Origin of the sequence: Prosthecobacter sp., from assembly GCF_044222565.1 — a bacterium.
In the GTDB taxonomy this organism is placed as follows: Bacteria; Verrucomicrobiota; Verrucomicrobiia; order Verrucomicrobiales; family Verrucomicrobiaceae; genus Prosthecobacter.
Genome location: NZ_JBGANA010000006.1, coordinates 378261 through 393896, shown reverse-complemented (window position 1 = coordinate 393896; position 15636 = coordinate 378261). Strand labels below are relative to the sequence as shown.

Genomic DNA, 15636 nt, shown 5'->3' with positions numbered 1-15636 from the left:
GGAGCTGGCGGGAGTTGAAAACGGGGTGCAATGTCCCCTGCATCGTTTGGTGCATGGTCGTCGGGTGCTTTTTGTGTCGCAACTCCAAGTAACCACGCTCTCAGCTCCAAACGATGCTTCTTTTAACTTCGGTATCCGGGCTTAAGCGAGTCCGGCACGAGCGAGGAGGGCCATGGCGTCGGGGTCGCGGCCCATGAAGTTCTGGAAGAGTTTGGCGGGGTCTTCCGAATTGCCCTTGCTGAGAATGGTGTCGCGGAATTCGCGGCCGACGGCGGGATTGAGGACGCCCTCCTGCTGGAAGCGGGTGAAGGCATCTGCATCGAGCACTTCGGCCCACTTGTAGCTGTAGTAGCCGGCGGCGTAACCGACCGGGCTGCTGAAGAGGTGGCCGAAGCGGCGCGCCATGGTGGGCTGCTCGGTTTTGAGCTCCATGACGTAGCCTTTGAGAATGGAGCGAGCGAGCTTGTCGAGGTCCACACCTTCATCGGTGGCGTGGTGCATGTGGAGATCGAGGTCGAGCTTGCCAAAGGCGAGCTGGCGCATGATGTCGCTGGCACTGCGGTAGTTTTTGGCGGCGAGCATCTTCTTGAAGAGACGCGGCGGGATGGTCTCTCCAGTTTCGTGATGGCGGGCGAAGAGATCGAGGCTCTCGCGCTCCCAGCAAAAATTCTCCATGAGCTGGGAGGGCAGTTCGACGAAGTCCCAATAGACGCTGACGCCATTGAGGGAGGGGATTTCGACGTTGCCGCAGAGCTGGTGCAGGAGATGACCGAACTCGTGGAAGACGGTGGTGACTTCGTCATGGGTGAGCAGCGCAGGCTTGCCATCCACGGGCGGGGTCATGTTGCCACAAATGAGGCCGAGATGCAGGCGGCGGTCGCGTTCGCCGTTCGCGCTTGGGGGCACGCCCATGCGGAGGTAGTTCATCCAGGCACCGCCGCGCTTGGAGTCACGCGGATGCCAGTCGGCGTAGAAGGAGCCGATGTGTACGTCCTTCTCGTTGCGCACTTCATAGAACTTCACCTCGGGGTGCCAGACTTCCACGGGGCCGGGCTTGCCGGGACGGGTGCTGACATTGGCGGGGGCTTCCGTGCCGGGTGCGACGTAAACGACTTCGCGGCTGACGATGCGGAGATCGAAGACTTTTTCCGCGAGCTGAAACATGCCGTTGAGGACCTTGTCGATGGGGAAGAACGGGCGCAGCTCTTCTTCATCGAAATCGTACTTCGATTTGCGCTGACGCTCGCTCCAGAAGGCGACTTCCCAAGGCTGGAAGAGGTCAACGGTCTGGTGGGCGTTGTCGGCGCGGAACTCCTGGAGCTCGATGGTCTCGCGTTGGAAGGCCTCGTGCACGCGCTCGTAGAGATCGGTGATGAAACGGTAGGCGCTCTGGCCGTTTTTGGCCATGCGGTGGTGCAGGATGTGATCGGCGAAGTTTGCCTTTCCCATGATCTGGGCCTTTTCATGGCGCAGGCGCAGGATATTCCAGACGAGGGCGGTGTTGTCGTGCTCGCCGCTGCGGCCGATGGTGCAGGAGCCTTCCCAAACCTGGCGGCGGATGGCTTCGTCTTCAATGTACTCCATGACAGGAATCATGGATGGGGCCTTCAGGGTGAAGCGATAGACCGGCTGCTCGGCCGTGCCGAGACCCTTGGCCAGGGCGTCTGCCTTGGCGGCGTCAATCGCTGTCTGAGGCAGGCCTTTGAGCTGGTTGACGTCGTGAATGATGAGCTCCCACTTGTTCGTGGAGTCGAGAACGTTCTCAGAGTACTTCTGAGTGCATTTGGAGAGCTCGGCCTCGATCTCCTCGACGCGCTTCTTTTTCTCGGGTGGAAGATCGGCGCCGGCTTCGATGAAGCCCTGCATCGCTTCATCGAGGGCGCGCTTGCGCACGGGCGGAAGCTTGCGTGCCTCCTCGGTCTTGCTGTAGGTGACGAAGAGGTCCCACAGGTCCTCATTGAGAGGGATCTTGGCGAAGAAGGAGCTGACCTCCGGGAGCATCTTGTTGTGCGCCTCCCTCAGGGCTGGGGAGTTGCAGAGGGAGTCGAGGTGGGTCACGAGGCCCCAGGCTTCATTTAGCTCCCGGGTGCATTCGTCCAAGCCTAAGACGACGCTGTCGAAAGTGATTTTGCCGCGGTCCTGACCGATGACGGCATCCAGATTTGCCTGCGCTTTTTCAAGGGCGGCACGGATGTCGGGTTCGATGTATTCAGGAGTGAGGGTGGACCAGCGGACGTGCAGGTCTTGAGTGAGAAAAGGTGCTGCCATGGTTGGAGGTTTTTTTGGCGGGCGTGGGGACGCGGAGTATGGACGAAATGTGTGGAGCTGCAAGATGACATTGGCGGGATGATCTTTGCTCAAAATGCCGAGCGAATTGACAAAGCGCGCATGCTTCACAACATGCGCGGACTGTGTCCGATTCCTCCCCCCTTCGCCGCACCCCCCTGCACGCCGTGCATGTGGAGCTGGGTGCGCGCATGGTGCCCTTTGCCGGATGGGAGATGCCTGTGCAGTACACGGGCATCGTGGACGAGCACAAGGCGGTGAGGCAGAGCGTGGGAGTCTTTGACATCTCGCACATGGGTCAGTTCATTGTGAGCGGGACGGGCGCCGAGGCGTTTCTGAACCGGGTGCTGACGAACAACATCGCCAAGCTGCAGCCGGGCCAGGGGCAGTACACGCTGCTGCTGAACGCGCGGGGCGGAGTGATCGATGACCTGATCGCCTACCGAACCAGCGAGCGAGAGTTTTACCTAGTGGTGAATGCCTCGCGCATCGACCAGGACTGGGCACACCTGGAAGCTCAGCTGACAAAGGATGACGAGGTGCTGATGGCGAACGCGAGTGATTTCACCGCGGGTCTGGCCATTCAGGGACCGAAGGCACGGGAAGTCGCCACCGCGATTTTTGGCGATGCAAAATCTTTTCCCGAGCACAACACGATCCTGGTGACCATGAGCGAGAGCGGGCCGATGTGGCTGTGCGGCACGGGCTACACCGGAGAGGAAGGCTTTGAGTTTTTCATGCCGATCGAGACGGCTGAGGCGTGGTTCCGCAAGATCGTGGATGCGGTGAAGGCGGCGGGCGGCATGCCTGCCGGTCTGGGCGCACGCGATACGCTGCGGCTGGAGATGGGCTATCCGCTGAACGGCAACGATCTTTCTGAAGAGCGCACGCCGCTGCAGGCGGGGCTGGGTTTTTTTGTGGATCTGGACAAGGGAGACTTCACCGGGCGCGAGGCGCTGGTGGCGCAGAAAGCGGCCGGACTGCCGGACAAGCTGGCAGCCTTCCGCATGACGGGCGCCGCGCCGCCGCCGCGTCCGCATTATCCCGTGGCCTTTGGCGGGGAGATCGTCAGCGAAGTGGGCAGCGGCACTCAATCGCCCAGCCTGGGTGCGGGCATTGGCATGGCCTATGTGCCGGTGAGCGCGGCCACGATTGGCAGTGTGCTGGAAATCGAAATCCGCGGGCGCCGTTTCCCTGCGGAGGTGGTAAAGAAGCCGTTTTATCGCAAGCCGTCCGTCTAATTTTCAACCGACATCCTCATCATGAGCAACGTTCCCGACAATCTCCGCTACCGCGACTCCCACGAATGGATCGATCCCACGCAGGACCCCTCTCCGGTGGGCATCACGGATCATGCGCAGGCGGAACTGACCGACGTGGTGTTCGTGGACCCGCCGAAGGTGGGTGCGCAGGTCAGCGCGGGTCAGCAGGTGTGCGTGATCGAGTCTGTGAAGGCCGCGAGCGACATCTATGCCCCGGTGGCAGGCGAGATCGTGGCGATCAATGAGGCGCTCAGCAGTGATCCGGGGCTGCTCAACCGTGATCCGTACGCCGCCGGGTGGATCTTCAAAATCAAAGCGTCGAATCCGGCCGACACCGAGGCGCTGATGAACGCCGAAGCCTACCGCAAGCACATTGCGTGAGCCGGGCGGTGCGCGCATGATTTACCGCTGATTTTTTCGGCTGCAATGTGTGACGAATTCGTTACTCATCCCAGTCCCCAGACCATGTCTTCCGAAGCTTCCCCTTCCATCGCCACTGTCCCTGCTGGATTCCAGCTCAAGCCGATCGACGCCTATCACCGCCGGCATCGCACCTTTCCCGCGAATGGGTGGATTGAGCGCATCACCAACAAGCTGCAAGACGTCGTCGAGGCGGTAATTGCGCACTGCTCCGTGCAGGGCGATCCGCCGATCTATGACTCGAGGCATTTTCCCTGGGTGAAAGACATCGAGGCCGACTGGCGGAAGGTGCGCGCGGAGCTGGACTCGATCATGAAGTACCGGGATGCGATGCCGAGTTTTCAGGACATCGTGAAAGAAGTGGGGATGATCCAGGGAGACGACCAGTGGAAGACCTTCTTTCTGAAGGGCGTCGGGATGGATTGCGAAGAAAATGCGCGCCACTGCCCTGAGACGATGAAGGTGCTGGAAAAGATCCCCGGCTGCACGACGGGATTTTTCTCGATTCTTTCGCCGCAGAAGCACATCCCGCATCATCGCGGACCGTGGGCTGGAGTGCTGCGGATGCACCTGGGGCTGATGGTGCCGGAACCTCGCCACCAGTGCCGCATCCGCATCGCCGATCAGGTCTATTCGTGGGAGGAGGGCAAGGCGGTAATCTTTGACGACACTTATAATCATGAAGTGTGGAATGATACGGACGGCTATCGTGTGGTGCTGTTTGTGGATTTTGAGCGCCCTCTGCGCCCGCCGTTCAACTTCCTCAACCATTGGATCCTGAATCTGGCGTCGCTGGCTCCTTTCTTGCGTGAAGCGAAGGGCAAACAAAAAGCGTCAGAGAAAAAATTCTGGGCGCTGTTTGGCAAGTGACAGCGGCCCCCGGCTTGATACCGTGGCGGCCTCCTCAAAACCGCTACGATTTCAATGCCCACGAATTTTTCCCGCCGTCATATTGGTCCCTCCGCCGCCGAGGCGGAGAGCATGCTGCAAACGCTCGGATTCAAAACGCTCGATGAGCTGATCGACCAGGTGGTGCCGGAAGGCATCCGCGTGCGGGAGCCGCTGAACCTGGCGCCACCGCTGAGCGAGGAACAGGCGCTGCGCCGGATGCGCCAGATCATGGGGCTGAACAAGGTGCTGCGCTCGTTCATCGGGCTGGGATTTCATGACACCTTCACGCCGCCGGTCATTCAGCGGAACATCCTGGAGAATCCGGGCTGGTACACCGCCTACACGCCGTACCAGGCGGAGATCGCGCAGGGGCGACTGGAGGCGCTGATCAATTTTCAGACGATGATCCGCGACCTCACGGCGCTGGATGTGGCGAATGCTTCACTGCTGGACGAAGGCACCGCATGCGCCGAGGCGCTGGGCCTGGCGGTGGCGCAGGTGGCGGGTGCGTCGCGGGTGTTTGTCTCGGACAAATGCCATCCGCACAATCTGGAGGTGGTGCGCACACGCATGGAGGCGCTGGGCATTCGCGTGGAAACGGGCGATGTGATGAAGTGGAAGCATGACGGAACGAAGGGGCTGGCCGCCGTGCTGGTGCAGTATCCGGACACGCTCGGCACCATTCATGATTATTCTGAGCTGGCTGCTGAAGTGCATCAGGCGGGTGCGCTGCTGGTGGTGAGCGCCGATCTGCTGGCCCTGACAGTGCTGCGGCCACCGGGCGAATTTGGTGCGGACATCTGCGTGGGGAACAGCCAGCGCTTTGGCGTGCCGCTGGGCTTCGGAGGACCGCATGCGGCCTTCATGGCGGTGAAGGATGCTCTGAAGCGCCGCCTTCCCGGAAGGCTGATCGGGGTGTCGAAAGATGCCTCCGGCAAACCCGGCTACCGCCTTTCTTTGCAAACACGCGAGCAGCACATCCGCCGGGAGAAGGCGACGAGCAACATCTGCACAGCGCAGGTTCTGCTGGCGGTGATGGCATCGATGTATGCGGTGTATCATGGTCCGGAAGGTTTGAAGGTGATCGCCCGGCGTGTGCATGGAGCGGCGGTGTGGCTGGCGGGGGAACTGCTGCGCGCAGGCATGGATGTGCTGAGCGACGATTTTTTTGACACGCTGAGCGTGCGTGTGCCGAATGCGGATGACCTGATCAAGCGTGCGCTGATTTTTGGCATCAACCTGCGCAAGGTGGATGCGGTCACTGTGAGTGTTGCGCTGGACGAGCGCGTGAAAGAGGAGGAACTGCTCAATCTGCTGACGGCGTTTGGCATTTCCAAGGCTCAGCAGCCACCGGTGCTGAATGACAGGCACCCGCTGCACTGCTCGGCGCAGCACCATCGCAAGTCGGAGTTTCTGACGCATCCGGTGTTCAACTCCTACCACTCGGAGACGGAGATGATGCGCTACCTGCATCGTCTGGAGTCGAAAGACATCGCGCTGAACCGCAGCATGATTCCGCTGGGATCGTGCACGATGAAGCTGAACGCGGCGGCGGAGATGATGCCGCTGAGCTGGCCGGAGGTGGGCGGGCTGCATCCGTTTGCACCTGCGGACCAGTCGGAAGGCTATCGTACAATGTTCAGCGATCTGGAAGCGTGGCTGGCCGAGTGCACCGGCTTTGACGCGGTGTCCTTGCAGCCAAATGCGGGCTCACAGGGTGAATACGCGGGCCTGCTGGCGATCAAGCGCTTCCATGCTGCGCGTGATGAGGACCACCGTGATGTGTGCCTGATCCCGACTTCGGCGCACGGGACCAACCCTGCGAGCGCGGTGATGTGCGGTTTCAAGGTGGTGCCGGTGACGTGCGACAGCCAGGGCAACATCGCCGTGGATGACTTGAAAGCGAAACTGGAGGCGAACAAGGACAAGGTGGCTGCGCTGATGGTCACGTATCCCTCCACGCACGGGGTGTTTGAAGAGTCCATCGTGGAAATCTGCCGTGCGGTGCATGACCATGGCGGGCAGGTGTACATGGACGGGGCGAACATGAACGCGCAGGTGGGGCTGACCTCGCCGGGGCGGATCGGCGCGGACGTGTGCCATTTGAATCTGCACAAGACGTTCTGCATTCCGCATGGCGGCGGGGGGCCGGGTGTCGGTCCCATCGCTGTGGCGGCGCATCTTCGGCCGCATCTGCCGGGGCACCACACGTGGCGGCCGGAGCAGCGTGAAGGCGCGGTGTGCTCCGCGCCCTGGGGCAGCGCGAGCATTTGCACCATCTCGTGGATGTATATTGCGATGATGGGGCCGCGGCTGGTGGACGCGACGAAGATGGCCATCCTCAACGCGAACTACGTGGCGAAGAAGCTGGAAGCGAATTTCCCCACGCTGTACAAAGGCAGCAAGGGACTTGTGGCGCACGAGTGCATCCTGGACTTCAGCCATTTCCACAAGGTCACGGTGGAAGATGTGGCGAAGCGGCTGATGGACTTCGGCTACCATGCGCCGACGATGAGCTGGCCGGTGACGGGTACGCTCATGATTGAGCCAACGGAGAGCGAAAGCAAAGCGGAGATCGACCGCTTCTGCGAGGCGATGCAGTGCATTCACGCGGAAATGATCGGGGTGGAGAGCAACCAGTATCATCCCACGGACAACACTCTCAAGCAGGCGCCGCACACGGCCGCCTCGGTGACGAAGAGCGACTGGCCGCATGCGTATACGCGTGAAGCCGCCGCCTTCCCGCTGCCTTGGGTCCAGGAGAGCAAGTACTGGCCGCCGGTGTCGCGCATCGACAACGTGTATGGTGACCGCCATCTGATCTGCACCTGCGTGAGCGTGGAAGAAGCGGCTGCGGGGTGAGAGCAGGCTTGTTCCCGCCTAGCGCATCCCTCTGGTCGTAGGTTTGGTGTGTTTGGCGTCGAGAGTGTTGGGATACTCCAACGTGCTCTCCGCCAAACCGCCCGACTGCGAGGATGCTCGTACGCCACAGTGCTTGCGGCACGCTGGCAGACGGGCGGGCTGTCGCCACGCCCATCCTACGATCACCTGCGTGAGCGTGGAAGAAGCGGCTGCAAGTTGAGGCATTCTGCGTCGTTTCACGGCGCATGAGATTTCCAACGTCCGTTGTCTTTGCCGCACTCGCTTTTGTTTCCAGCCTGCAACTGCGGGCTGCGGATGCGCCGCGTCCGAATGTCCTGTTCATCATTTTTGACGACTGGGGCTGGCAGCATGCAGGGGCGTATGGCTGTGACTGGGTGAAAACGCCGAACTTTGACCGGGTGGCGAAGGAGGGAGTGCTGTTCAAGAATGCGTTTACCTCCAATCCGAAGTGCAGTCCGTGCCGGGCGACAATCCTCACGGGACGCAACAGCTGGCAGCTGGAGGAAGCGGTGTGTCATGGCGGCATCTTCCCGCCGAAGTTTGCGGTGTATCCGGACCTGCTGGAAAAAAGCGGCTACACCGTGGGCCTGACGGGCAAGGGCTGGGGACCAGGGGAGTACAAGCTGGAGGGACGCACGCGAAATCCCGCCGGGCCGGCGTTTGATGAGTTCAAACAAGAGGTGCCGGCGAAGGGAATCACCACCACGGACTATCCGCGCAACCTTGAGGCTTTTCTGACGAAGCGCGACAAGGCGCAGCCTTTCTGTTTCTGGATGGGATTCAAGGAGCCGCACCGTGGCTATGAACTGGACAGTGGTGTGCGACTGGGGAAGAAACTCGATGATGTGAAGGTGCCTGGCTATCTGCCGGACAATGCGACCGTGCGTGGTGATCTGGCGGATTACGCGATCGAGGTGGAGTGGGGTGACAAGCAGATCGGGCGTGCGATGGAGGTGCTGGAGAAGGCCGGTCTGCTGGAAGACACTTTGATCATTGTGACGTCGGACCATGGCATGCCGTTTCCGCGTGTGAAGGGGCAGATCTATGAAGACGGCTACCACCTGCCGCTGGCGATGCGCTGGGGCAAGGGAATCAAGCCGGGACGTGTGGTGGAGGATTTTATCAACGTTCGCGATCTTGCGCCGACGTATCTGGAACTCGCGGGACTGCCCAAGCATGAGCAGATGAGCGGCAGCAGCCTGGCGAATCTTTTGCGCAGCGAGAAGAGCGGCTTTGTGGAAGACAGGAAGGTCATGCTCGCAGGCAAAGAGAGGCATGACATCGGCAGGCCGAATGACTGGGGGTATCCGGTGCGTGCCATCCGCACGCCGGAGTTTTTCTACAGCCACAACTACCACCCGGAACGCTGGCCCGCGTGCAACCCTGAGACCGGCTACGGCAACTGCGATGATGGCCCGACGAAGTCATGGATCGTGGAGAACAAGGGGCTGTTTTATGATCTGGCGTTCAACTACCGGCCGGAGGAGGAGCTCTATGACATCGTGAAAGATCCGGAGTGTCTGAGAAATCTGGCCAAGCTTCCCGAGTTTGCCGCCAAGAAGAAGGAACTGCGCACGAAGATGGAGGGCATCCTGAAGGAGGAAAAAGATCCGCGTGTGCTGGGCCATGAGGCGATCTTTGACACGTACAAGTACCTCGGCAACCGCAGCAAGAAGGGCTATGCGGAATGGGAGGCAAAGCAGAGGGGCATCCCGCTGCCGGAGGCACCCAAGAAGGGCAAGAAAGACGCGGATGAGTGAGATGGGGAACTCGACTTTGGAGCGTTTGCGGCGATAAGAGCTGCATGCGCCCACTGGCTCTGCTCCTGCTGTTCTTCTGCCTTGGTCTGAATCTGCACGCTGCTGACAAAGCGGCCAGCACGCCGGAGGCGCTCGTGGCCGAGCTTTACAAGGCGGAGAAGAAAAAAGCCTCGCCGTTTTTCCAGACCAAGAACCGGGCGCTGGTGGACCACTACTTCACCAAAGAACTGGGAGATCTGATCTGGAAAGATGCCATCACATCCAAAGATGAAGTCGGCGCGATCGATGGCGATCCGCTTTATGACGCCCAGGACATGGAGATCAAGGACTTCATGATTCATCCGGGGAAGTCCGAAGATGGCAAGGCGACGGTGCAGGTCACTTTTTTGAATTTCGACAAGAAGACCCGTATCACCTTCCACTGCGTGCAGAAGGAAGGGGCGTGGAAAATCAGCGACATTCAGTATGCCGAGTGGGCGATGCTGAAGCTTCTGAAGGAGAGTGTGGGGAAGTGAGCCGGAAGTGATGCAGGTGCTACTGACTGCGAGGCGAGAGCCACAGGCCGTTCGCTGCGGGCAAGAGTGGCTACATCACTTCGAACTTCCTTCCTTCGGCGCTTCCGGTGGGCGGCGGAATTTGCTGCCACCTTCGGAGGCGGGAGGGCCGGCACCGGGGATGCCGCCAGATTTGCCTTTGCGGTCCTGCATGGCTTTCATGGCGGCTTCGCGCTCTTCGGGATCAAGGACGCCGTTCTTGTTGGCGTCGAATTTTTGCAGGAGCATGGCCTGCATGGGACCACCGTCTTTGCCGGCTTCGCCGCCCTTGGGGGTGCCACCCTTGCGCTCCTGCATGGCTTTCATGGCTGCGGCTTTTTCATCGGGGTCGAGGGTGCCGTTTTTATTGGCATCAAACTTCTGGAGCAGCATCTCCTTCATCATTTCGCGGCCCTTGCCGCCGCCGGGGCCTTTGGGAGCGTCTTCGGCGCGAATCAGTGAAGCACTGACCGCAAGGGCGAGGAGGAAAGCTGGCAGCAGTTTCATGGGTAAGATGGGGTTCGGCTGCAGAAACAGCGGGACCGGAGGAAAGTTGCATGACTTCTTCTGCCAAGGCGCGGCTTGCCCTTTGCTCTGATGGCTGTACTCTAAGGGCGGGTCGGTCGGAGTGATCGCTGGTATTTTGCCGCAAGGTGCGATGCCAGAGGAAAGTCCGGACACCACAGGGCAGCATGCCACGTGAAAGCGTGGGGGCTGCGGTGCAAGCCGCGGTCACAGAAAGTGTCACAGAAAACAAACCGCCTGCGTGAAAGCGCGGGCAAGGGTGAAACGGCGGGGTAAGAGCCCACCGCCCCAACCGCGAGGAAGGGGGCACGACAAACCTCATGCGGTGCAAGACAGAACAGGAGAAACGGCCCGCCTGGCCGCAAGTCCCGCAAGGGATGGATAGCTCCGGGTAATAGTCGCACCACTGCGCAAGCAGGGGCAGGCTGGTCGCTCAGCCTGACAGATAAATGATCACAGCCAGGTGCCGAAGGGCATCGGGGACACAGAATCCGGCTTATGAGGGCCGATCCACAATGAAGGCGTCGGGAGAGATCCCGGCGCCTTCGCCTTTGTTAGATGCTGAATCCTGGATGCTAGATTCTAGATGCTGGATAGTGACTTATAGGCCGAGATCGCCTTCGGCCATGATGGTGTGCTTGGGGGCCTCGCGCAGGGCGGTGGGAAAGAGGAAGAAGTGGCAGACCCGCTGGGTGCGGCGGAAGAGGGACGGGGTGGCGTCCCAGCTGTGGTCCGCGGGAAATTTGGCGCCGGTGACGAGCCAGGCACCGCCGGGGAGGATGCGGGGTTCTTTGACCAGCAGTCCGGTGAGGGCGTGCAGCTCGCACTGGTCATCGCTGGCGGTGAAGCTCTCCACTACATCCCATGCCGGCAGCCCGCGGGTGAGGCGGCAGGTGACCAGCAGGTAGGAGCTGAGGGTGCCGCTGCCATCCACGAGGCCGAGGAAGTGATGCGTGCGGGTCAAAGAGCGGCAATACCAACGCAGGTATTCCGGGGTGATCCACTTTTCGATGCGATCAGCACGCTGGTAGCCGCGAGTGATGGCGGTGACTTCGGCGGGATCGGTGATCAGCCGCTTGTCCTGCGGCAGGGCAGGCCACCAGGAGCGTCCGCGCAGCCGGGAGGCTGCTCCCGCAGGGAAAAAGTGACGTGTCACCGTCTGCTCTGCCCGTGCGCCGAGCTTGAACAAGGCAGTCTGCACGCGGGGATTGGGGGTGGTGTGAGCGATCATGCAGTGCTCCGCCACTTCCCGCTGCTGCAGGAAGACCAAGGCTGCGGCTTTGGGAAACTGAGGATCCACGCAAAAAGTCGTGCTGTAAATCGTTGGGCAGGGGCTGGTCTGCCAAGTGTGAAGGGCAGGGATGGAGCCCCCATAGGCCACCAGACGCCCGTTGGCGTGTACCCAGCGCCCGCGTTCCGGGTTGACCGCTGCAGCGGGGTTTTCATCCCACCAGAAGCGCATGCGTTCCTCCCAGGTGTGGCCAGGTGGTGGCGGCAGATGCTGCGCCAAAAACGCCACCAGCTCTGCCCGTGCGGCGGCAGTGTCGGGGTAGGCGCTGATTTCGAGAGCAGGCATGATTAGTTATGGAAAACATGATTGTTCTCTGAATGTATCGTAAATTCAAGTGGAGGGGGCTAAAGCAAGCGCGGTTATGATATGTCGTGGTAAAAACCACAGATGGTCCCGACTATCTCTGCCACTGAGTGATATTGTGTGAGAAGCGAGGGAGGCGAGCGCGGGTGAAGACCCGTTTTAGTCGTCGAGCTTGTAGCAGGAGGGGAGCTTGTGCCTGACCGGGAGAGCCCGCATGAACTCATCCTTCTTCACGTGGGAAAAGATGAGGAAGAACAAGCCAAAGGGCAGGTAAAGACTGATTTCGAAATGCCCGAACACCAGAGGCAGCAGACTCAGAACCAAGCTCAGGGCACCAAATGAGCGCAGAAACTTGAACATCCACTTGGAACGAAAGGCGCAGACGGTGATCGTGCCGGTCACGAGCACAAGTCCGCTCAAGGCCAGCAAAGCCGCGACCTCAATGCAGGTGGTCATATCTCCTATGGCCGCAGTGAGTCTCACAGGATCGCCCGCACCGCTGGTTTTGAGTACGTCGAATGCCTCAATCACACCGAACATGGCGGCCACAATGCCGAGCACGGGAGCCGCTTGAAGCCAGGCGCCCAGCTTGGCGACGAAGGCTACTAGGGGCGATGGTGGCGTTTCGGTCATGAGCACGAAATCTTCAAGCAGCCATGGCGGGTGCCTGGGGTCGCAAGAACTCATCCTTTTTCATCAGAGCGAAGATGAGGAAAAACAGGCCGAAAGGGAGGAAGTAGCTGAAAGTGATTAGGCCGCCGTAAAGACAGAGAAACCAGAACATCCACACGGCACGGTAGCGGCACGCGGTGATGGAGAAGAGCACCAGCAGGACACCGATGAACGAGATCGCAATGCCGACGGCAGATGAGATGAGCACTTCGCCGATGGCTCCGCTGAGCACTTCAGGGTCGCCGCCGCCTGTGGTTTTGAGTGAGTCGAAGGCGGCCATCATGCCTTTCACCGTTCCCGCGAGGCCGATGAACTGGGCGAGCTGCAGCCAGGCTCCGAGCTTGGCGATGAAGGCTCCGCTTTGAGAGGGGGATTCGTTCATGGTGCGGCGGATTTAAACGGGCGGCGTTGGGTTTAGCAAGGCTTTCAGCAGCACGGGCGATCCTACCCTTGGCGAACGCGCTCGTCTCGGGCAGGATTGCCCGAGCTACTTCAGTCGAGGTAGACAAACTCGTTTGAGTTCAGCAAGGCCAGGCAGTAGTCGGCCAGGGCTTCACGGAAGCCGGGTGTGAGGACGGTTTGTTTTTGCAGGAACTTCTGGCCGATGGCGAGTTCCTGTTGCGTGGGATTGCGGGAGAGGCAGCGCAGGGTGGCGGCGGTGATGAGGGCGGTGGCATCGGAGCCATGCTGCTGGTTCAAGTCGGTGGCGAGTTTGGCGGCGATGCCGTGGGTGAACTCGGAATTGAGCAGCATCAGGGACTGCGGAGCGGTGGTGGAGGCATTGCGGCGGGCGCAGCTCATCTGGGCATCGGGGCGGTCGAAGAGTTCGAAGAGTGGGTTGCGAAGATTGCGGCGGGCAAAGGTGTAGATGCTGCGGCGGGTGTGCTCGGTCACGTCCTTGGTGGATTCTCCTTGGTTTTTGAGGAGCGTACTGGCGATCTCTTTGGGCAGGGGGAGTTTGACGCCGGGGCCGCTAGTTTTGAGATTGAGCTGGCCGCTGATGCTGAGCATGGAATCGCGCAGCATTTCTCCGGTGAGGCGTATGGGCTGGGCGGCTTTCTGCTGATAGGCCTTCGACATGACGATGACCCTGTGCAGCTTTTTGAGGCTCCAGTTTTGGCGAGGGAGTTCGGCGGCGAGCCAGTCAAGAAGTGCAGGATTGGTGGGCGCTTCGCCTTGATGACCGAGATCGCCGGGAATGGCGGCGAGAGGGGTGCCGAAGTGCTGCTGCCAGAGGCGGTTGGCCATGGTGCGCAGGAAGAGGGCGTTGTCCTTGCTGGTGAGCCATTGCGCGAGCGCGAGGCGGTCGGCCTGCGGCGGCGTGGCACCAAAGACGCGAGGGAAGGCGGGCTGGATCGCGGGGCCGGGGCGTTTGAAGTCGCCGCGCACAAAGACGGTGCTGGCGGGAATTCCTTCGGTGAAGACGCGCACGGCGGGGCCGAGGGGCTTGCTGTTCTTGGTCAGCACGGTGTTATCAAAGAAGGCGCGCAGGCGGTAGAAGTCGGCCTGGCTGATGGGATCGTAAGGATGGTCGTGGCACTGCGCACAGCCGACGGTGAGGCCCAAGCCCACGGAGCCGACGGTGGTGGCGATGTCATTGAGCAGCACGTGGCGGCGCTCATCCTGATTGTTGAGGTCCGGCATGTCCGGGCAGGCGAAGAGGAAGCCGGTGGCGACTTCATCGCCCATCAGATCTCCGGCGATCTGATGCTGTACGAAGGCATCGAAGGGCATGTCGCTGTTGAGCGCGTTGATGACCCAGTCGCGATACTGCCAGGCGCGGTTGCGTTCGGCGTCGTACTCGAAGCCGTCGGTGTCCGCGTAGCGCGCAAGGTCGAGCCACCACTGCGCCCAGTGCTCGCCGTAACGTGGGGATGCGAGAAGGCGGGTGGCTAAATGCTCGATGCTGGATGCTGGATGCTGGATGTGCTCTCGCGTGAAGGCCGTGACTTCTTCGGGAGTGGGTGGGAGGCCGGTGAGATCGAAGGTGAGGCGGCGGATGAGCGTGGCAGGATCGGCGGGCTGTGAGGCGGGTTTGGCGAGATCGTCGATGCCGGTTTTTTCGGGAGCGGGCTGGAGAGGTTTGAAGGCCCAGTGTTCTTTGTCTTCGGCCTTGATGGGGCGTTCGTCTTTGACTGGATCAGCGGAGGCACGGATGGAGACGGCGTGGGCGCAGGGCGCGATCAGCAGCAGCGTGAGGAAGAAGACGAGTTTCATTTCTTCAATGTCTATCGAGTCCAGGCCATGGAGGCCAAAATGAATTCCGCCTTCTCCGTGGAGCCGAGTTCAGAAACCATTCGATTTCGCGCACTTTCGATGTGCTGAGGTTGAATCATGTCGTCCTCGTCTGTGAGTTGGTCGGGATTCCTGGCAACAATATGTCCGAGGGTCGCAAAACAAAACACCATGTCACCAAGACGGTTGAAGATGGGTTCTGGATTCCATGACCCCTCTCCATGATACGCATGCAGGATGGTCTTCGCCGAGAGCGAGAAAATAAATGGGTCACCGCCTTCGTCGGCCACAACGAGCCAGTCTGCGTTCCAATCCGGGAATGTTTCGCCTGATTGAGGATGATATCGATAGCCGGCTTGGAAGCTCCAAAGTCTGGCCAATGAAGGGAGGAAATAGGGATTCCCATACCCTGCGATGTTCACGTCAACCGGCCCAAATGTTTGATAGTAATCGAGGATTTCCACCGGAAGCTCAAACGGGCCTGTCCATTCTGCGGCTGTCTGGGATTTAAAAAGGGCCTCGGGATAAGCCTCCTGAATATGCTGCCGGGCATTTGGATAAGAAGTGCTCATAGC

13 protein-coding genes and 1 other RNA gene are annotated in these 15636 nt (G+C 60.5%); 7 read left to right on the top strand and 7 right to left on the bottom strand.

What is annotated here, in order from left to right; genetic code table 11:
- Positions 1 to 141 precede the first annotated feature (141 nt).
- The gene (locus ACILSR_RS11785) at positions 142 to 2268 is read right to left on the bottom strand and encodes a M3 family metallopeptidase (protein ID WP_395749968.1); all 2127 of its coding nucleotides are present in this window, start codon (positions 2266 to 2268) and stop codon (positions 142 to 144) included.
- Between the two features lie 143 nt (positions 2269 to 2411).
- On the opposite strand from ACILSR_RS11785, the gene gcvT reads away from it, so the two are divergent.
- From gcvT to ACILSR_RS11755, 6 genes are all read left to right on the top strand, one after another.
- Complete coding sequence (gene gcvT / locus ACILSR_RS11780) at positions 2412 to 3527, top strand: glycine cleavage system aminomethyltransferase GcvT (RefSeq protein WP_395749967.1); 1116 nt, start codon at positions 2412 to 2414, stop codon at positions 3525 to 3527.
- A gap of 21 nt (positions 3528 to 3548) precedes the next feature.
- Positions 3549 to 3929, top strand: a complete 381-nt coding sequence (gene gcvH / locus ACILSR_RS11775; protein WP_395749966.1) for a glycine cleavage system protein GcvH — start codon at positions 3549 to 3551, stop codon at positions 3927 to 3929.
- A gap of 84 nt (positions 3930 to 4013) precedes the next feature.
- Entirely contained in the window at positions 4014 to 4838 is an 825-nt protein-coding gene (locus ACILSR_RS11770) for an aspartyl/asparaginyl beta-hydroxylase domain-containing protein (RefSeq protein WP_395749965.1), read from the top strand.
- A gap of 54 nt (positions 4839 to 4892) precedes the next feature.
- Positions 4893 to 7721 carry an aminomethyl-transferring glycine dehydrogenase gene (gene gcvP / locus ACILSR_RS11765; RefSeq protein WP_395749964.1) on the top strand — a complete coding sequence of 943 codons (2829 nt, stop codon included), beginning with the start codon at positions 4893 to 4895 and terminating at the stop codon, positions 7719 to 7721.
- Between the two features lie 245 nt (positions 7722 to 7966).
- Entirely contained in the window at positions 7967 to 9502 is a 1536-nt protein-coding gene (locus tag ACILSR_RS11760) for a sulfatase (RefSeq protein ID WP_395749963.1), read from the top strand.
- 44 nt (positions 9503 to 9546) lie between these two features.
- Complete coding sequence (locus tag ACILSR_RS11755) at positions 9547 to 10017, top strand: DUF3828 domain-containing protein (RefSeq protein ID WP_395749962.1); 471 nt, start codon at positions 9547 to 9549, stop codon at positions 10015 to 10017.
- 75 nt (positions 10018 to 10092) lie between these two features.
- On the opposite strand, the gene ACILSR_RS11750 is transcribed toward ACILSR_RS11755, so the two are convergent.
- Positions 10093 to 10542, bottom strand: a complete 450-nt coding sequence (locus ACILSR_RS11750; protein ID WP_395749961.1) for a hypothetical protein — start codon at positions 10540 to 10542, stop codon at positions 10093 to 10095.
- Between the two features lie 109 nt (positions 10543 to 10651).
- Here ACILSR_RS11750 and rnpB point away from each other — a divergent pair.
- An RNA gene (gene rnpB / locus ACILSR_RS11745) (RNase P RNA component class A) lies at positions 10652 to 11076 on the top strand.
- Positions 11077 to 11161: 85 nt separating this feature from the next.
- On the opposite strand, the gene ACILSR_RS11740 is transcribed toward rnpB, so the two are convergent.
- The 5 genes from ACILSR_RS11740 to ACILSR_RS11720 form a co-directional block, all read right to left on the bottom strand.
- A complete protein-coding gene (locus tag ACILSR_RS11740) occupies positions 11162 to 12136 on the bottom strand; it encodes a hypothetical protein (RefSeq protein WP_395749960.1) in 975 nt (324 codons plus the stop codon).
- A 177-nt stretch (positions 12137 to 12313) separates the two neighbouring features.
- Positions 12314 to 12787 (bottom strand): hypothetical protein, encoded by a 474-nt coding sequence (locus ACILSR_RS11735; RefSeq protein ID WP_395749959.1) that lies wholly within the window; start codon positions 12785 to 12787, stop codon positions 12314 to 12316.
- Positions 12788 to 12800: 13 nt separating this feature from the next.
- On the bottom strand, positions 12801 to 13208 hold the full coding sequence (locus ACILSR_RS11730) for a MotA/TolQ/ExbB proton channel family protein (protein ID WP_395749958.1): 408 nt from the start codon (positions 13206 to 13208) through the stop codon (positions 12801 to 12803).
- Positions 13209 to 13318: 110 nt separating this feature from the next.
- On the bottom strand, positions 13319 to 15043 hold the full coding sequence (locus tag ACILSR_RS11725) for a DUF1549 and DUF1553 domain-containing protein (RefSeq protein ID WP_395749957.1): 1725 nt from the start codon (positions 15041 to 15043) through the stop codon (positions 13319 to 13321).
- Between the two features lie 11 nt (positions 15044 to 15054).
- Entirely contained in the window at positions 15055 to 15633 is a 579-nt protein-coding gene (locus ACILSR_RS11720; protein WP_395749956.1) for a hypothetical protein, read from the bottom strand.
- Positions 15634 to 15636 lie beyond the last annotated feature (3 nt).